This is a genomic window from Corallococcus exiguus (genome assembly GCF_009909105.1).
GTDB classification, from domain to species: Bacteria; Myxococcota; Myxococcia; order Myxococcales; family Myxococcaceae; genus Corallococcus; species Corallococcus exiguus.
In genome coordinates this window covers 245,848-264,373 of sequence record NZ_JAAAPK010000012.1, presented here as the reverse complement: position 1 = coordinate 264,373, position 18,526 = coordinate 245,848, and the positions used below count along the sequence as shown (strand labels likewise).

Genomic DNA, 18,526 nt, shown 5'->3' with positions numbered 1-18,526 from the left:
GGGCTCCAGCACCACGCCTCCCGCGGCCGGCGTCTACCCCGTCCTGGAGTGCGGCTGCCTGGCGTACGTGACCAAGGATGACCTGGTGGAGCTGGACTTCGTTGGCGTGGCAGCCCCAGGGCTCGGGCTCCTACAGCCTGCGCGTGTCCGGCGGGGGCGGGAACATCCCGCTGCTCGCGCAGGACGGCACCGTCACCCCGGCGCCGACGCTCGTCTCCAAGACGCGGACGTCCGCCAACAAGGCCATCCGCGTGGGCCACATCCTGGGCAACTGCGACGTGGCGAACGTGACCCTCGCCCTGAACGTGCCCTCGCGAGTCATTGACGGGTTCGGCTGGGTGAACCTGGGCGCCTACACCTCCCGGTCGTTCACGGTCATCAAGGGCCCCATCAGCCACACGCCCTGGACGGAGCCGTAGCCTCCTGACGGCGGGGCCGTGCCTTCCCCAGCGAAGGCACGGCCCCGCCGTGGACTCACGGCTGGTTGGGACTGCCGATGTTCTGGAAGGGATTGAACGTGTACGTCGTGGAGAACTGCGACGACGGGCTGAAGTAGTACGCGGCCAGCTTCGCCGGGTCCTTGGCGATCTCCCCTCGCAGGATGGGGCCGTCGTTCTGGTCGTCCCAGCCCCAGGGCGCGTTCGCGGAGTTGGTGCCGCAGTTGCCCGCCACCAGCCCGCAGCCGCCGCTGGTGTCACCCCGGAACGTCCCGTCGGAAGAGAACAGCGTGGTCAGGTCGCGGCGCGTCCAGAAGCCGTCGGTGGGGCTGAAGATGTCGAGCAGCTTGTAGCGCACGTCCGAGTCCGTGGCGGACGACGGCTGCTCCGCCAGCGTGAGCGACGGGTAGTACTTCACGCCGTCTCCGACGATGTCGTAGTACGGCCACGCCTTGAGGCCGTGGCCCTTGGCCTCCTGCGCGGTGATGGGGTGGAGCTCGCCCTCGAAGGAGGCCATGGACAGCGTGCCGTCGATGGACTCCGACCCCGACCCGAGCGGACTGCCGGACGGCACGAACGAGTAGAAGTCCTTGTGCGCCACCGTCACCGCGCCCACGAGCGAGCCGTACTCACTGCCGTCGCGCTTCACGATGAGCAGCACGCCTTCGCCGTCGTTCTCGTGCTCGGTGTCGAAGATGGAGTCGGACCAGTCGCGCGGGTGGAAGAACGTGTAGAGCAGGTACCAGTGCGTGGAGGTCTCCACCACGGACTGGTAGGCGTGCGCGGTGAGGGCTCGCGAGCCGGTGTTGTCCCAGTTGTTCGTCCCGCTCCAGTCCCCATCGAAGTCCACGCGGGTGATGAAGTCGGACTTGCCACTCAGCGAATGCGAGCCCGTGACGTCCACGTCCTGGTAGTGGATGGGCGCCCACCGCTTCGTCAGCGCCGCCCTCGCCGCGGACGAACCCACGCCGTTCAACAGCGCCTGCCGGCCCTGCGCGAACAGCTCCTCTTCTTCCAGCTCGCCCTCACCGCAGGCGGAGAGCCACATCAACGCCGTGGTGACGGCCGTGAACTTCAGGACAGAGGGAAGACGGCGCAGCGATGACCGCATGGGGGAACCGGCCTTTCCTTGAGGGGAGGGCGCTCATCAGACATCACCGCGAAATCTTTGTGAACGAAGGTTTGCTTGAACTTCCTGTCAAACCCGAGTCGCCTTGCGGGTGACCGTTCCGTCCGTGGGGCGGTTATTTCCAGGAAGGTGCTCCGTGATGAACATCCGTTCGTGGCTGGCGCTGTCGACGCTGGGATTGACCCTGTCCGCTCCACTGGGCGTGGCGCAGCCGCTGTCCAGCTATGTCGACGCCACGTCGTACCTGTCGCCCCAGCCGGAGTACCTGTCGTGGCTGGAGCTGCGCTCGAACCTGAAGGAGAACTTCGACGACATCTGTGGAGACACGTTCTGCGAGGGCGACTACAGCAACATCCAGTCGCTGCGCTTCCAGTGTTCCGTCAACAGCGGGACGGGTGTCATTGGCCAGTGCGTCTGGGTGTTCGCCGCGAGCAACGAGGAGCTCAACCCGTCCATGGGTGGATTCTCCGTGCAGACGCAGACCTGGACCTGCCAGAGCCCGCTGGCCAGCGGCACCACGATGGCCTCGCTGCTGACGGCGCTCTCCGGGACCTCGCCCCTCTACGCCACGCTGCCCGGCACCAGCACGACGATCTACGACGGCCTGGTGGACTGCCTGTAGTCGACGGACGCCGGCGCACGGCGACACACCGTCTCCGCGCGTGAACGCAGGGTCCCGGTCCGTACGCCTCACGCGCGGGTGAGGCGTCAGCCCGGAGGGAACAGCATCGAATATGGCGGGCCCGGATGATGCAGAGACGGGCCCGCCATGATTCCAGACCTCGCCCACCTCGCCGCCAGGGGAGAATCCGTCACACTCGAACTGAAGCGCTCGACCGGTGAATTGCGTGAGGCGATGCACACGCTTTGCGCCTTCGCGAATGGACAGGGAGGCCAGGTGCTGCTGGGCGTGAAGCCTGGCGGAGAGCTCATCGGCCAGCAGGTGAGCGAACAGACCCTGCATGACATCGCGACCGCTCGGGAGCGCTTCGAGCCCCCGCTCGACCTCCACATCCAGAGCGTGGAGGTCGCTTCAGGGCGGAGCGTCCTCGTGCTCACCGTGGGCGGCATCAGCGATTCCGTGCCGTACACCTTCGACGGCCGCGCCTATGAGCGGGTGGGCAACACGACCCGCAAGATGGCGCAGGAACGCTATGAACTGCTGTTGCTGGAACGTGCGCACAGCCGACGTCGCTGGGAGAACCAGGAGGCCGACGAGGTTCCGCTCCAGGAGCTCGACCGCCAGGAGGTGATGCGCATTGTCGAAGCGGCTCGCTCCGCCGGGCGGCTCGTGGGACCGGTGGGACGGGGTCTGCCCGAGCTGCTCGACCGCCTTGGCGTACGCCACAAGGGCAGGCTCCTGCGCGCGGCGGTCGTGCTCTTTGGCAAGACGTTCCTTCCCCATCATCCCCAGTGCGAGCTGCGGATGGCCCGGTTTCGCGGCACCGACAAGACCGAGTTCCTCGACCAACGCAACGTGCGCGGACCGGCCTTCCGGCTGCTCGAGGAAGCCGATCTGTTCTGCCAGCGGCATTTCCCGTTGGCTGGCCGCATCGAATCGGGCCGCCTGCAGCGTGTCGACCGTCCGCTCATCCCTCCAGATGCGATGCGCGAACTCCTGGTCAACGCCTTCATCCACCGGGACTACAGCATCGCGGGTGGCGCGGTATCGCTCGCCATCTTCGACGACCGCGTGGAGATATGGAGCGCGGGGCGATACCCGATAGGCATCACGCCTGAATCGCTCACACGTCCGCATCTGTCGGTGCAGCGCAATCCCATCATCGCGGAGGTCTTCTACCGTGCCGGACTCATCGAGAAATGGGGCCGGGGCACGAACCGCGTCGCCGAGATGTGCCGTGCCGCCGGGCTCTCCGCCCCGGAGTTCGCCGAGGTCACGGGCGCCGTGGTCGTCACGCTGCGGGTGAATGTGGGACAGACCCTGGCCGCGGATTGGGGGGTGCTCGCGCCCGATCGAGGGGGGGTTCCGGACGGATTGGGGGGTGCTCCGGACGGATTGGGGGGTGCTCCGGACGACGGATTGGGGGGTGCTCCGGACGGATTGGGGGGTGCTCCGGACGGATTGGGGGGTGCTCCGGACGGATTGGGGGGTGCTCCGGACGAATTGAGGGAGGTCGCTGTCCGAAAGGAAATCGACGCGAAGGCGCGTGAAATCATCGAAAAACTAGGTCCCCGACCCAGAAAGGCAGCCCTGCGCGAGGCCATCATGGCGCTTACCTCGCTTCGGCCCTGGCTCCCTGCGGAGCTTGCCTATGAGCTGCATTACAACCCGGACAAGCTGACGGAGCGGCACCTCAAGGCCATGGTCGAAGAGGGTCTCCTCGAACGGACCCATCCCGATAACCCCAAGCATCCCGCTCAGGCCTACCGGACCACGCGCAGGGGCTGAACCATGGCCGTCAGAAGCTCAGCGTGCCCAGCAACTCGAAGGTGTTGCGATACACGTGCACCGGCTCCACGACGATGCCCTGCAGCCCGTTGTCGCCGGTCAGGTCCTTCACGCCCAATTCGTGGCGCGACAGGATGTAGCCCGCGCGCAGGCCTCCATCCACGCCGTGCAGTCCTGGAATGAAGTCCTTCACCAGGATGACGTCCACCCCCGTTCCCAGGTGCAGCGTGTTGGGCCACAGGTTGCGGAAGAAGCCCGGCCGACGCACCCAATACGAGTTCGGGTTCGCCATCCCCTGCCCGTTGATGCTGCCGTCCTCCAACCGGTACCACGTCAGCCCGTAGCCCACCTTCGCGTAGGGCTGGAAGCCGCCTCGCAGGAAGTTGTAGCGGAGGCTCCCCGCGTACTCCCACATGTCGAGCTTCGTCCTCAGCTGGAAGACAGACATCCCGTCCGATAGCGGCACGTCCAATCCCAGCGTGCTGCGCGAATGGAACAGCGTGTTCTCCGACGTGAACTTGTCCCCCAGGTAGAAGCTCACCTTGAGCATCGCCGACACTGCGGTACTCACCACCGGCCGGACCAGGTCCGGGTCGTTGATGTTGCCGGCGATGGCCGGATCCAACGCCGTGAGCTGCCCGTACCATTCGTCCAGCTGCCGGTCGTTGAGCAGCAGCCCCGTGAAGTCGTCACCGAGCAACTGCACGCCCACCCCCGCCTCCACCGTGAAGCGACGGCGCGGCAGCCGTTCCTGCGACGTGTAGACGGGCTGGTGGTTCTCCACCACCGCTCGCACCGGCAACCCCACCACCCGGTAGAGGAAGTCGAGCGGCGGCAGCGTGATGAGCAACGCCACCGGCGCGTTGAGGAACCCCAGGTTGTTGGAGAAGTCGTCCTGGACGTCCAGCGGGAAGAACCACGGCAGCTCGCTGGGCACGTACAAATCGAACCCCGCGCTGGGCGCCGGGCGGTTCCATCCCTCGTTGAAGGCCGGCCCCACGATGGACAGGTTGCCCATGTCCGAGTGCGCCACCAGCCCCGATAGCGGTGACCTCGCCATGGGGAAGCCCCAGCGCAGGGGCAGGATGAGCCAGGACCACTCGCGCCGCACCTGCCCGTCCACCAGCGCCAGGTCGTAGACGCGCTCCCAATCCGGCACCAGGTCGATGCGCGACGCCAGGTCGTAGCGCACCACCTCCTCCGGCAGCGGCTTGTCCGGGTGGGTGAGGTACTCCTGGTGGTCGAAGAATTGCCGCACCGCCTCCGTGGAGCCCGCGGGGCCGATGTTCTTGAAGACGCCCGGCACCGGGTACGTGGCGTGTGACTCCCGCGCGTGCGGTCCTGGAGAGGCCAGCAGCTGCTCCAATCCCTTGGAGTCCGCGCCAATCCAACCAATGGGGTGCGTGTTGATGACCGTCTCCGCCTCGTCCGCCCAGACGTAGCGGCGCACGCGCGCGAGGAGCTTCTTCTCCCCGGGCCGGTCCTCTCCCCGGGCGTCCAGCTGCGCCTGCCATTGCTCGCGGGGCAGGTAGGCATTGGGGCGGGCGAAGTCGAACACCATGCTGTTGTGGTGGAAGAAGTACTCGATGCGCTTCATCACCAGCGGGTCCGCGCCGTCCGCGGTCCAGTCCCCCTGGAGGATGCGTCGCAGCTCCGCTTCCGCCAGCGTGCGCCCCACCGCCGAGCGCGGAGAGACGGCCACCGCGATGTGCTCCCAGTCCCCCTCGTGATTGTTGCCGCCCGCGTTGAAGGGATAGAAGAACCAGTACTGGATGAGCAGCTCGTAGCCGGGCGGCCCCTTCTGCGTGCCCTTCACCGCGTGGATGAACGGATGCGCGTACACCTTCTCCGTGCCCAGGTAGCGGCGCGCGGGCTGGCCGTCCACCGCACCCTTGTACGCCGCCATCCACGTCTTCGGGTCGTAGCCGGGGAAGTCGAAATACATCACCGTGAAGGGCGCGCGCTCCGCGTCCACCGCGTCCTGCCGCAGCCGGGGAATGGTGGGGTGGTCCGGATGGAACTCGCGCAGCAGGCCCACCAGCCGGCAGTCGTCCCGCGCGTCCTGGCCGGCGGACTCCGTGCGCAGCGTGACTTCCGGCGCGCCGTCCTCCGGACAGGGCCGGCCCAGGCTGGAGAAGTTGATGGAGTCACTGCACATCAACACCGCGCCGGACTTCGCCAGGTCCCAGGTGTCCAGGTTGAGCAACAACCCCCCGGGCTGGTCCCGGAACACCTTGTGGTCGGAGGGAAAGGTGTAGGTGTTCTTCACCATGAACGGCGCGAAGCGGACCGCCAGGGATTGGAGGACCTGATGGCGCGTGTCATCCACACCGTCGCGCGGGGCTTCGTCCCGCCAGGCCGGGTCGTTCGGGTCGCCGTAGAGCGACAGGGCGACACTCGCCTCCGTCTGTCTCACGATGCGCGGATACGAAAGCGGCACGTAGCGGAAGTATTCCTCGCGCGTGGGCGGTCCGTCCGCGTGGGCCATGGCCGCCACGAGGAGCACGAACGCCGGCAGGGCCCGTGCCGCACGGACCGGAACGATGTGGCGCATATGGAAAGCGTCCCCGGAAGCCTCGCGCCGGGACGCGCGGCGCCAGGGACGCTAGGGGGCAGCGGCTCCGGCCCCCGCCGCCCCCCGGGGCCGCCCGTTCGTCACTGCACGGTGAAATCTCCGGCAGTGGACACCCGGGGTCCGGCATGCCGGCGGAGCAATCCCTATCTTACCCGCGCCATCCGTCGGATACCGGACCGGCCCCCGTGGCAGGGGGTGAAACACAGGCCCTGTTTCTGGCAGAAAGAAAGACAACCCATGAGGGGGTGGGACTGCGTCCCCCCTGAAGGAGTCCCTGTCGCATGAGCACGATTCTCCGGACCCCACCCCTCGCCGGTGGCCGTCCCCCTCGCTGGGATTCTCGCCGCCGTGCCCCGCCTGCCTCCGCGTCCCTTCCCCCCGTGGAGAAGGTGAACCTGGCCCACGCCTCCACCGACCTGCCGGCGCCTGGCATTGCCCGGTCCGTGGGCATGCTCCACGGCCAGCCCGTGCACCTGGTGCGGCTGACGGGCACCGGCCCCTGGTGCCGGCACGCCACCGGCGATGCCCTGTTCTTCGTCACCCGGGGGACCCTGCGGGTGGAGTTGCGCGAGCGCACCGTGGACCTGGAGGAAGGCGAGTTGCTCATCATCCCCCGCGGCATCGAGCACCGTCCGGTCGCTGACGCGGAGGCGCTGGTGCTGATGTCGGCTCCATCGCTCGAAGGGGAAGCGGCCGGGCAGTCTTCCGCCCCCTGAGTGGCGTTTGACGCCCCCCGGGCGGGCGAGCCCTTGTCCTGTCCGGGAGCGGTGATTCCTCCCACGGAGCCCACGGCGCACTTTTGCCCTGAACGAACGGAAGGGGGCTTCCCGCGTCGATCCACTCGCCGCCGGACAGCCGCCGCCTTTGATTGGGAGCGGAGCCGCCATGCGCATCCACCACCTGAACTGCACCACGATGTGCCCGCCCGGCCGGCGGCTCATGGATGGGCGGCGCGGCTTCACCGGCCCGGCGGCGCTCACCTGCCACTGTCTGGCGTTGGAGACGCCACGCGGCCTGGTGCTGGTGGACACCGGCTACGGCCTCAATGACGTGTACGCGCCTCGCGTGCGGCTCAACGGCCTGTTCCGGGACGTGCTCTGCCGCCCCGCCCTGGCGGAGGAGTCCACCGCCATCCGCCAACTGGAACGCATGGGTTTCCAGGCCAGCGACGTGCGCGACATCGTCCTCACGCACCTGGACTTCGACCATGCGGGCGGCCTGGATGACTTCCCCCACGCGCGCGTGCACGTGCTGGCGGACGAGTACCGCGTGGCCACCGCGCAGAAGACCTGGCTGGACCGCGCGCGCTTCCGCCCGATGCAGTGGTCCAAGGAGACGCGCTGGGAGACCTACGTCCCCCACCGGGGTGAAGGCTGGTTCGGCTTCGACTGCGTGCGCGAGCTCACCGGACTGCCGCCGGAGATCCTGCTGGTGCCGCTCGTGGGCCACACGCTGGGACACGCGGGCGTGGCCATCGACACCGGGGAGGGGTGGCTGCTGCACGCGGGCGACGCTTATTTCTACCATGGCGAGATGGACCTGGACCGCTACCGGTGCACCGCCGGCCTGCGCGCCTACCAGAAGCTGATGCAGAAGGACGGGTGGATGCGCTGGTACAACCTGCGCCGGCTGCGCGAGCTGGTGCAGCGCCACGGCGAACAGGTGACGGTGTTCTGCGCGCACGACTCGCTGGAGTTCGAGCGGCTGGAGGAGCGCGAGAAGCTGCCCGCGGACTTCCCCATCCAGCCCGGCCTCGTCGCCCCCGTGCCCTCGCTGCACCTCTAGCGGGCGTCACGGGTGGAGCGGAGGCGACTCCGCCACCGACGTCTCCTCCATCAGCCGGGGCACGCGCGGCAGGTCCACCGTGAAGGTGGCGCCTTGCCCCGGCACGCTCTCCAGGCGGATGACTCCGCCGTGCGCCTCCACCAGCTGGCGGGCGATGTAGAGCCCCAGTCCGTAGCCGGCCTTCGTCCGCGCGGCGCGCTCCCGCTCGAAGCGCTCGAAGACGCGGCGCTGGGCCTCCGGCGCGATGCCCACGCCCTCGTCGCGCACCCTCAGCCGGGAGTGGTCCGCGTCCAGCGCCGACACCGACACCGTCACCGGGTGGCCCCGGCCGAACTTCAGCGCGTTGGACAAGAGATTGGTCACCACCCGGTCCAGTCGGATGCGGTCCCACTGCCCCACCTGCCCGTCCTCCACCTCCAGCCGCAGGTCGCAGCCCGCCTCCACGGCGGCATCCGCGAAGCGCTCCACCACCTCGCGCGCCAGCTCCCCCAGGTCCATGGGCGCCGCGTCCAGCAGCCGCTTGCCGGAGGACAGCCGCGACAGGTCCAGCAGGTTGTGGAGCAGCTGTCCCAGCCGCTGGGCCTGACCGCGCGCCACCACCAATCCCTGCCGCACGTCCTCGTCACGGCCCGCCTCCTGCGAGCGCTGCACCTTGCTGAGCAGCAATTGCAGCGCCTGCAAGGGATTGCCCAGGTCGTGCGCGGTGACGGCGATGAGGTCCACCGCCTCGCGCGCCTCGCGCAGGAGCCGCGTGTTCTCCAGGGCCAGCGCCGCGCGGCCCGCCAGCTCCTCCACCAGCACCTGGTCCGCCTGCGTGAAGCGGCGGTGGCCCCGGGCCGTCAGCAGCACGAAGGCGCCCAGCGTCTCGCTGCCCGCGCGCAGGGGCACCACCATGGAGGAGCCGATGGCGATGCGCTCGATGAGCAGCCGGTGGTCGTCGGTCTCCGCGGAGGCCGCCAGGTCGTCCACTTCCACCTCCACGTCCATCCGTGAGCGCCCGGTGCGCATCACCTCCCAGACGACCGGAGGCATGCCCAAGCGGGGCGGAAACCGCCGCAGGGCCTCCCACAGGCTCTCCTCGCGTTCGGGCTGCACGTGCGTCACCGCCCGGGGCCGCAGTTCGCCCGCGGGCGTGAGCAGATAGAGGATGCAGCCGTCCGCCACCTCGGGCACCAGCAGCCGCGCCACCTCCGCCGCCGTCAGGTCGGGGTCCAGGGACTGGTGGAAGACGCGGCCGGCCTCCGCCAGCAACTCCTGCACCCGCTCCTGGCGCCGCTGCTCGGTGATGTCGCGCGTCACCACGGAGAAGCCCTGGGGATGGCCGTCCTCGTCGCGCAGCGCGGTGATGGACACCTCCGCCCAGAAGCGCGAGCCGTCCTTGCGCTGCCGCCAGCCCTCCGTGTGCAGCCGCCCCTCCTGGAGGGCCCGGGACAGTTCCCGCTCCGGCTTGCCCGCCGCCGCATCCTCGGACGTGTAGAAGACGGACTTGGGGCGGCCCAATATCTCCGCCTCGCTCCAGCCCTTGATGCGCTCCGCACCCGGGTTCCAGCTGGCCACCCGCCCGCGCGCGTCCAGCAGCACCAGGGCGTAGTCGCGCACGCCCTCCACCAGCGCCTGGAAGCGGTGCGCGCTGGCTGCCGCCTCGCGCCGGAGCGGGTGGAGCCGACGGTGGAGCACCCACGCCAGCCCCCCCGCCACCGTCAGCCCCAGCAGGCAGGCAAGGAGCAGCAGCGCCGTCTCCCACCGGTCCACCCGCACCGAGGTCCGGTTCTCCACGGCCAGCCGCTCCTGCACCTTGCGCTCCAGCTGGGCCTGCGCCTCGCGCACATGTCCATGGGCCCGCGCGAGCCGCTCGCGCGCCTGCTTCTGCTCCTGGGGCGTCTGGGCGCCCACGAGCGCGCGCAGCGCCGCTTCGTGCTCCTGCTCCGCGGCGCGCACCTCCCACACCAACGCCTCGTCCTCGGGAGTGTCCAGCCGCGCGGACAGCCGCTCCGCGGTGCCCAGGAAGCGCCGCCGTGCCTGCGCCGTGTCCCGGGGGAGCGACTGCCCGCCCGCCAGCAGCGCGCTGTTGGCCAGGGACACCTTGTCGCTGAAGGCCCGCCCCAGCAGCCCCACCTCCTGCAGGTCCAGCGAGCGCTCCATCACCCGCGACTGCACGGAGGCGCGCATCAGCAGGAGCGCCACCACGGACAGGACCAGCAGGACGAGCGCCACCACGAGGCTCGCCCCGAGCCCCCACCCCTCCTCCTGTCGCGCGCGCCTGGGACCTGCCGCCATGCGTCCTTTCCCCGCTGGACGCACGCGTCCATTCGCGCCCCACGTCCACTCACGGTGGGGCCCTCCCTCCCTCGCGCCCACCCCCCTCCCTGGACCGGCGGGTGTCCACCAGTGCGCGCCTTCCCGGCGGGCGGGGTGGGACAGTGACGCCTTTTCGACCGCCGGAGACGCACCGGGGCTTGCCGCCGCTTCGCGAGACCCGGGCCGCTCCCCACCCTTGTCCCCAGGGCCCATGGCGGATGGGGCCTTCAAGGGCGGCGGGAACGGGGCATGGGGCGGACGGGCGGGTGGCTGGGCTGGGTGTGGCTCCTGGGGCTGTGGGTGGCGTGCGGCCGGACGCTGCCGGAGGAGGCGGTGTCCGCCCGGATGGCCTGGCAGCCCCCGTCCCTCTGCGCGCGCATGACGTGTGAGTCCCAGGGGCTGAACTGCGGCTACGCCATCGACGGGTGCGGCGGCACGCTCCACTGTGGCGAGTGCGCGGAAGACCAGGCCTGCGGCGGGGGCGGAGTGCCCAACGTCTGCGGCCCCCAGGCCTGCGTCCCCAGCAGCTGCGAGGCGCGGGGCGCCACCTGCGGGCCGCTCTCGGACGGCTGCGGCGGCGTGCTCGACTGCGGCACGTGCGCGACCCCGGAGGTCTGCGGAGGCGCCGGCGTGCCCAACGCCTGCGGGCCTCCGGCCTGCGTCCCCACCACCTGCGAGGCTTCGGGCAAGAACTGCGGACAGGTCGCGGACGGCTGTGGCGGGGTGCTCGACTGTGGCGCGTGCGGGCCGGACGAGACGTGCGGCGGAGGCGGCACCGCCAACGTGTGCGGCCGCGCGCCGTGCGTCCCCACCACCTGCGAGGCGCTGGGCAAGAACTGCGGCGCCGTGTCCAACGGTTGCGGCGGGGTGCTCGACTGCGGCGCATGCGGCGAGGGGCTCACCTGCGGCGCGGGCGGCGTGGCCAACGTCTGCGCCGCCCCGCTGTGCCAGGCGGCCACCTGCGCCGCGCTGGGAAAGAGCTGCGGCGAGGTGCTGGACGGCTGCGGCGACGTCCTGGAGTGCGGAGCCTGCGCGGCCGACGCGACCTGCGGCGGCGCGGGTGAGGCCAACGTCTGCGGCGCCGGCACCTGTGTGCCCACGACCTGCGCGGCCCTGGAAGCGAACTGCGGTCGCGTGTCCGACGGCTGCGGCGCGGTGCTGGAGTGCGGAGGCTGCCTCGCGTCCGAGACCTGCGGCGGCGCGGGCGTGCCCAACGTCTGCGGCAAGGCCGCGTGCACGCCGTCCACCTGTGAGGCCCTGGGCAAGAACTGCGGACAGGTCGCGGACGGCTGCGGCGGGATGCTCGAGTGCGGCGCGTGCGGCGAGGGACGCACCTGCGGCGCTGGCGGCACCGCCAACGTCTGCGCCGTCCCGGGATGCCGGCCCGCCACCTGCGGCTTCCTGGGCGCGACGTGCGGCGCGGTGGCGGATGGCTGCGGTGGCACGCTCGACTGCGGTGGGTGCGCGGCGCCGGAGACCTGCGGCGGCACGGGTGTGCCCCACGTCTGCGCGCCTCCGGAGCCCGTGTGCGTGGACCGGGACCTGGGCAGCGCGCTGCCCGTGTCGCTGAAGGGCTCCACCGTGGAGGCCCGGGACGACCACGCCGCCTCGTGCGGAGGCGCGGGCGCTCCGGACCGGGGCTACCTGTGGACGGCGCCCCGGGCGGGCACCTTCACCTTCGACACGGCCCGCTCGGCAATACGGTCCGTCATCGCCGTGTACGCGGACGGCTGCGGCGGCGAGGAGCTGGCGTGCGCCACGGGCGGCATCAGCTACGGCGGCGGGGCCCGGGTGGCGGTGACGCTGACACAAGGCCAGCGGGTCCTGGTGACGGTGGACGCCGGGGCCGGCGGGTCCTTCACGCAGGGCGCCTTCGAGCTGCACATCGACGAATTGCGCGCCACCGAGGCCGGCGCCTGCTTCGACGGCATGGACAATGACGGGGACCGCTGGGTGGACTGCGCGGACACCGAGTGCCGCGACGAGCCCCGCTGCAAGGGCCAGGGCTGCGCCCACCACGACCTGGGAAGCGCCCTGCCCCTCACCTTCCAGGGCGAGACGGCCCTCTCCGGCGACGGCTTCCAGGGCACCTGCGGCGCGCTGCTCCAGCAGGACCGCGCCCACCTGTGGACGGCGCCCAGGGCCGGCACCTTCGTCTTCGACACGTCACCCGGCAACGACCCGGACGCGGGCGGCCACGCCCTGTACCTCCTCACCGGCTGCCGGGGCACGGAGCTGGGATGTGCCGCACACCCACATCCCACGACAAAGGACGCCCCGGCGCTGAAGCTCACCCTGGCCCAGGGGCAATCCGTGCTGGTGGTGGTGGACGGCATGGCCCGGCCGGACCGGGACACCCCCATCCGCTACACCCTCCACGTCACCGAATGGGCTCCGTCCGAGGCCGGCCACTGCCACGACGGCGCGGACAACGACGCGGATGGCCGGGCCGACGACGCGGACCCCGACTGCCGCTGACGTTGACGCGTCGTGCCACAACCAGCGTCCCACACCCACCTTCTCACTACATGTGAGGTGCTACGCAACTGATCGACGGCTGCTGCGATAATCCCCGCAAGTCGTTCGCATCCCTTCCAATCATTCCTCGAACTCCGACGAGGGAGCCCCACATGAGCCTCATCGACCGCGCCCGCAGTGCCGTCTCCAACACCATCCGCCAGGTGCAGCAGGACCCCCTCAAGGCGGCGAAGGACATCGGGACGCAGGCGAAGAAGGGCTACGACACCTTCACGAAGGTGAAGACGGCCGTGAAGGACGGCTTCGACAACGTCAAGAGCCTGAAGACGGACGGCTTCAAGGCGACGTTGAAGGGCAACGTCGACAAGATGGTCTCCAAGGCCATGGACCCGAAGACCAAGCTCGACCTCAAGGGCAAGCTGGGCATCGCGGGCAAGGCCTTCGGCACCATCACCAACGCCACGAAGCTGGTGGGCCAGGCCGGAACGGCCATCTCCGACGTGCGCAACGCCGTGCGCTCCGGCAGCAGCGAGGACTGGAACAAGGCGCTGGGCTCCGTCGCCACCGCCGGCAAGACCGCGGTCAGCACCGTCAAGGGCGGCCTCGAGGTTGCCCGTGACGTGAACAAGTTCGGCAGCGCGTACAAGGCCGCCAGCGGCGCCTTCAAGGCCGCGGTCCCGGGCGCCGGCCCCAAGCTGGCCCGCGCCGCCGCCGGTGCCGCCGCCAAGGCCGCCTTCGAGGGTGGCGCTTCCTCCGCCATCAAGAGCGGCGTTCGCTCCGCCCTGAAGACCGCCGTCAGCGAGAGCGGCGTGGCCCTGAAGGCCGCCACGGGCACCGCGACCCGCGCCGCCGCCAAGGCCGCGCTGGCCGAGGGTGGCAAGGCCGCCGCCAAGGCCGGTGCGACCGCCGCCGCCAAGGCCGCCACGGGCACCCTGGCCAAGGCCGCCGGCCGCTTCGCCCCGGGCGCGAACATCGCCATCGCCGCCTTCGACACGGCGAACGCGGTCTCCACCCTGCGCGACCCGAACGCCAGCACCACCGCGAAGGTCACGGGCGTCATCACCGCCGTGGGCTCCATCGCCGCCGCCACCAACATCCCGGTGGTCAGCCAGGTGGGCGCCGCCGTCTCCGCCGTCTCCAGCTTCGTCGGCGGCCTGTTCGGGTAAGCCGTTGAAGTGACGCGGTAACCGTAGGGCCCCGGGCGGTGAACGCCCGGGGATGTCCCCGGGGGGTCCTTTTCTGGTAGGCACCGTGGCCGTGTGAGACGCGCACGTTTCAATCCCCTCTGGGACCACGGTCGCTACCTGCCAGGAGGCCCTCCGGTGGCCACGAAGAAGAACCCTCCCGCGAAGCCGTCCGCCGCACCCGCCGCCAAGGCGCCCGGCCCGTCTTCCACCCCGGCGAAGTCGGCGAAGTCCGCCGCCGCCCCTTCCACCCCCAAGCCTCCGGAAGCGCCCGCCGTCCCGGCGCAGACTCCCGTGCATCAGCTGGTGCAGCGGCTGCCCGTGGCGCCCGGCCTGGGCCACCAGGCGGACCTGCCGCAGGTGAAGGCCCCGTCGCTGGAGAACCTGAACATCCGCGTGCCCCAGGGCGAGGACCTCACGGAAGAGGACCTGCTGGAGCGCTTCCACGAGCTGGCCCGCGCGAAGGCGCAGGTCCGCGAGCGCGCGGAAGGCGAAGCCCTGGCCATGGGCGACGACGTGCGCCTGGACATCCTGGGCTACGCCAACGGCCGCCTCATCCCGCTGAGCACCCGCATGGGCTACTGGATGGAGCTGGCCCCCCAGGTGATGCTGCCCGGCTTCGCGGAGGTCATCGCGGAGGCCAGCGTGGGCGACAGCGTGGAGGTGGGGCTGGTGCTGCCGGACAACTACCCGGCGGACCAGCTGCGCGGCATGCCGGCGCGCTTCCTGGTGGACGTGCGCGGCGCGCGCGAGGTGAGCATGCCCGACACGGAGTCGGACGCGTTCCTCCAGCAGCTGGGCCGCGGCTCCACGCATGAGGAGGTCATGAGCTCCATCGTGGAGGAGATGGAGAGCGAGATGGCCGACATGCTCTGGGTGGACGCGCGCAACCGGGTGCTGGACGAAATCGTCGCCCGCGCGGACGTCACCGTGCCCAAGGCGCTGGTGGACGAGGAGATCCGCCGCCGCTGGAAGCAGGCGGAGGGCGAGGTGCTGGCGCAGAAGTTCTTCAGCCTGGAGGAGCAGCAGGAGGCGCTGGACGGCTGGCTGCACCACCCGGGCATCCGCGACGACGTGGAGCGCCGCCTCAAGATTGCCCTGGTGCTCCGCGCCATCGCGCAGCGGGACAAGCTCCAGCTCACGCCGCAGGTCACGCTGGAGCTGCTCAAGGAGTCCTCGGAGCCCTTCGGCATCACCGAGGCGCAGCTGCGCGAGTCCATGCTGGACCCGGCCGCGTCCGCGCAGATGACCGACGTCGCGTGGCACCTGCTCGCCGTGGAGCACGTGATGACGCAGGCGAAGGTGACCTTCGAGGGTGCCGAAGCGGGGCTCGCTCAGGGCTGAAAGCGGCTACCCCGCCGGGTTCTTGGGCGCGGGCGGCTCCTGGCCGGGCGCGATGAAGGCCCCGGTCGCGGGGTCTATCTGCCAGGCCGAGTACTGGTGCGTGAGCACGTCGCGCACCTGCCCCTGCTCGTAGCAGACCGAGTACACGACGAAGACCTCGTTCACGAAGTTGGGCCGGCCGTAGCGGTAGCAGTCCTGGTCGCCCTGCTTCTGGAGCGTGAGCGGGTGGCCCAGCAGGCCCCCGACCTCCTGGGTCGTCATCCCCGCGCGCAGCACCTTGATGCCGTGCGGCGTGACGACGGAGAAGGACGTTCCGTTTGCACGCCAAAGGGTGAAGAAGCCCAGGGCGAGCACCACGGGCACCGCCGCGGCCACGAACCAGGTGAAGGTGAAGCGGTTGGACTTCTTCTGGGACCCTTCGCGGAAGGCCGTGAACAGGGCGTCCGGGGACGTGTCCGCCGGAGCACCGTCCGGAATGGCCGGGAAGGAGGAATTGGGAGCGTTCACCCCTCTTGAATGCCGTCAGTGGCCGCCGGATTCAAGCGATGGACTGCCGGGGAGTCCACAGCCCGCACGCCTCGCTGGCCACTGCCAGGGTCATCCAGGGTGGGATACGCCCGGATGTCCGGTTCCAGGCCAGGCGTGCGAGTTCACAATCGGCGCGGTGCGAGACTGCTAGAGGGCACACCCTGAGAAACACCTAGGAGGAGTCACACGTCATGGCGAAGCGCGCCGCCGCCAAAGGCACCCCCCAGAAGACCATGGACCGGGACGTCGTTCCCCCGGGCACGGAGTTGCCGGACAGCGACCTGTTCTTCAACCGGGAGCTGTCGTGGCTGGCCTTCAACGACCGGGTGCTGCAGTTGGCCGAGTCGCCGGAGATGCCGCTGATGGAGCGGATGAAGTTCATCTCCATCTACGCGCGCAACCTGGATGAGTTCTTCATGATCCGCGTGGCGCGGCTGCACGAGCAGATCGCCGCGCGCGTGGGCCGCCTGGTGCCGGACGGCGCGTCCCCGGGCGACACGCTGGACAAGCTGCACACGGGCATCCTGGAGCAGGGCCGGCGCCACGCGGACTGCTTCGAGAAGGTCCTGCGCCCCGCGCTGGCGGAGAAGGGGCTGCGCATCCTGTCCATGAAGGAGCTGGACGCGGATCAACGCGCGCAGATGGAGCAGCGCTTCCGCGAACAGATATTCCCCGTGCTCACGCCGCTGGCCATCGGGCTGGGGCGGCACTTCCCGTACATCTCCAACCTGTCCCTGAGCCTCGCGGTGCTCCTGCGCGACCCGGTGGCGGAAGACGAGAGCGTGGCGCGGGTGAAGGTGCCCAAGGAGATATTGCCCCGCTTCGTGCCGCTCAAGGGGGGCACGTTCTTCGTGCCGCTGGAGGAGATCATCGCGCAGCACCTGGGGGACCTGTTCCCCGGGATGGAGGTCCTCAACTGGAGCCTGTTCCGCGTGACGCGCGACGCGGACTACACCGTGTCCGAGGACGCGGAGGACCTGCTCAAGGCGGTGGAGACGGAGATCAGCCAGCGCCGCTTCGGGGACGTCATCCGCCTGGAGATTCAAGCGGGGATGAACGCGAAGCTGCTGGAGCCGCTGGTGGAGGCGCTGACGCTGGAGCCGCGGCAGGTGTACGAGGAGCACGGCCTGCTGGACCTGGCGGACGTGATGTCGCTGGCGATGACGCCGGGCTTCTCCGAGCTGCGCGACCCGCCGTGGACGCCGGTGACGCAGGCGCGGCTGCGCACGGACAACGAGTCCGCGGAAGGCGGGGGCACGGTGATGTCCGCGATGCGCAGGGGCGACCTGCTGGTGCACCACCCCTACGAGTCCTTCGCATCTTCCGTGGAGCGCTTCGTGAGCGAGGCGGTGGAGGACCCGGACGTGCTGGCGCTGAAGCAGACGGTGTACCGCACGTCGGACAGCTCCCCGCTGGTGCCCGCGCTCATCCGCGCGACGGAGCACGGCAAGCAGGCGGTGTGCATGGTGGAGCTGAAGGCGCGCTTCGACGAGCGCGCCAACATCCGCTGGGCGAACGCGCTGGAAGAGGCGGGCGTGCACGTCGTGTATGGGATTCCCAGCCTGAAGACGCACGCGAAGGCCATCCTCATCGTGCGGCGCGAGGGCGAGCGGGTGCGGCACTACGTGCACATCGGCACGGGCAACTACAACCCGAAGACGGCGCGGCTCTACACGGACCTGGGGTTGTTCACCACGGATCCGGACATTGGCGCGGACGTGGCGGACGTCTTCAACTTCCTCACCGGCTTCGGCCGGCCGCGCTCCTTCCGCAAGCTGCTGGTGGCGCCGCTGACCATGCGGGAAGGGCTGCTGGAGGAGATCAAGAAGACGCAGGCGGCGCACACGCCGGAGACGCCCACGCGCATCATGATGAAGATGAACGCGCTGGTGGACCCGGGCATCATCCGCGCGCTCTACGACGCGTCCCGCGCGGGCGTGCGCGTGGACCTCAACGTGCGAGGCATCTGCTGCCTGAGGCCGGGGGTGCCGGGCGTGTCGGAGCACATCCGGGTGGTGTCCAACCTGGGCCGCTTCCTGGAGCACCCGCGCATCTACACCTTCGAGCGGGGCGCGACGTCGCGGTGCTACATCGGCTCCGCGGACATGATGCCGCGCAACCTGGACCACCGGGTGGAAATCCTGGCGCCAGTGGAGGACCCCACCCTGGCCGCGCAGGTGCGAGACGTGGTGGAGCGCTGCATGGTGGACACCAGCGGCGCGTGGGAGCTGGGCACGGACGGCATGTGGCGGCGGCGCACCGCCGCCACGCCCAACGACAAGCGCTCCGCCCAGGGTGAGCTCATGGAGCGCGCCATCCGCATGGTGCAGATGCAGAGCGGGCGCCCCGTGGCCTGAG

The 18,526-nt window shown here is 70.2% G+C and carries 13 protein-coding genes; 9 read left to right on the top strand and 4 right to left on the bottom strand.

The features are described 5' to 3' along the window. The first annotated feature begins 101 nt into the window (after positions 1-101). Positions 102-419, top strand: coding sequence for a hypothetical protein (locus GTZ93_RS35630; RefSeq protein ID WP_139922538.1), 318 nt, complete (start codon positions 102-104; stop codon positions 417-419). Positions 420-474: 55 nt separating this feature from the next. Here GTZ93_RS35630 and GTZ93_RS35625 read toward each other — a convergent pair whose 3' ends face one another. Next, positions 475-1,548 carry a hypothetical protein gene (locus tag GTZ93_RS35625; RefSeq protein WP_139922541.1) on the bottom strand — a complete coding sequence of 358 codons (1,074 nt, stop codon included), beginning with the start codon at positions 1,546-1,548 and terminating at the stop codon, positions 475-477. 157 nt (positions 1,549-1,705) lie between these two features. Here GTZ93_RS35625 and GTZ93_RS35620 point away from each other — a divergent pair, with 157 nt between their 5' ends. Together GTZ93_RS35620 and GTZ93_RS35615 are read left to right on the top strand one after the other, a co-directional pair. Beyond that, a complete protein-coding gene (locus tag GTZ93_RS35620; RefSeq protein WP_139922549.1) occupies positions 1,706-2,188 on the top strand; it encodes a hypothetical protein in 483 nt (160 codons plus the stop codon). Positions 2,189-2,335: 147 nt separating this feature from the next. After that, on the top strand, positions 2,336-3,976 hold the full coding sequence (locus GTZ93_RS35615) for an ATP-binding protein (RefSeq protein ID WP_161663253.1): 1,641 nt from the start codon (positions 2,336-2,338) through the stop codon (positions 3,974-3,976). Between the two features lie 10 nt (positions 3,977-3,986). On the opposite strand, the gene GTZ93_RS35610 is transcribed toward GTZ93_RS35615, so the two are convergent. After that, positions 3,987-6,530, bottom strand: coding sequence for a hypothetical protein (locus tag GTZ93_RS35610; protein ID WP_139923918.1), 2,544 nt, complete (start codon positions 6,528-6,530; stop codon positions 3,987-3,989). 302 nt (positions 6,531-6,832) lie between these two features. Here GTZ93_RS35610 and GTZ93_RS35605 point away from each other — a divergent pair, with 302 nt between their 5' ends. Continuing rightward, positions 6,833-7,267: a cupin domain-containing protein gene (locus GTZ93_RS35605; protein ID WP_161663252.1), complete on the top strand. Its 435-nt coding sequence runs from the start codon at positions 6,833-6,835 to the stop codon at positions 7,265-7,267. A gap of 169 nt (positions 7,268-7,436) precedes the next feature. Then, positions 7,437-8,336: an MBL fold metallo-hydrolase gene (locus GTZ93_RS35600; RefSeq protein ID WP_120581600.1), complete on the top strand. Its 900-nt coding sequence runs from the start codon at positions 7,437-7,439 to the stop codon at positions 8,334-8,336. Positions 8,337-8,342: 6 nt separating this feature from the next. On the opposite strand, the gene GTZ93_RS35595 is transcribed toward GTZ93_RS35600, so the two are convergent. Further along, on the bottom strand, positions 8,343-10,613 hold the full coding sequence (locus GTZ93_RS35595) for a sensor histidine kinase (protein WP_139923844.1): 2,271 nt from the start codon (positions 10,611-10,613) through the stop codon (positions 8,343-8,345). 270 nt (positions 10,614-10,883) lie between these two features. Between GTZ93_RS35595 and GTZ93_RS35590 the strand changes: the two genes are divergently transcribed. The 3 genes from GTZ93_RS35590 to GTZ93_RS35580 all read left to right on the top strand — a co-directional run bounded on the left by GTZ93_RS35590 (position 10,884) and on the right by GTZ93_RS35580 (position 15,640). Further along, the gene (locus tag GTZ93_RS35590; RefSeq protein WP_161663251.1) at positions 10,884-13,112 is read left to right on the top strand and encodes a tryptophan synthase alpha chain; all 2,229 of its coding nucleotides are present in this window, start codon (positions 10,884-10,886) and stop codon (positions 13,110-13,112) included. 152 nt (positions 13,113-13,264) lie between these two features. Beyond that, a complete protein-coding gene (locus tag GTZ93_RS35585) occupies positions 13,265-14,278 on the top strand; it encodes a hypothetical protein (protein ID WP_120578678.1) in 1,014 nt (337 codons plus the stop codon). 156 nt (positions 14,279-14,434) lie between these two features. After that, entirely contained in the window at positions 14,435-15,640 is a 1,206-nt protein-coding gene (locus GTZ93_RS35580) for a trigger factor (RefSeq protein WP_161663250.1), read from the top strand. Positions 15,641-15,646: 6 nt separating this feature from the next. Here GTZ93_RS35580 and GTZ93_RS35575 read toward each other — a convergent pair whose 3' ends face one another. Then, on the bottom strand, positions 15,647-16,147 hold the full coding sequence (locus GTZ93_RS35575) for a hypothetical protein (protein WP_120578680.1): 501 nt from the start codon (positions 16,145-16,147) through the stop codon (positions 15,647-15,649). A gap of 212 nt (positions 16,148-16,359) precedes the next feature. Between GTZ93_RS35575 and ppk1 the strand changes: the two genes are divergently transcribed. Then, positions 16,360-18,525, top strand: a complete 2,166-nt coding sequence (gene ppk1, locus GTZ93_RS35570; RefSeq protein ID WP_139919349.1) for a polyphosphate kinase 1 — start codon at positions 16,360-16,362, stop codon at positions 18,523-18,525. Position 18,526: the final 1 nt, after the last annotated feature.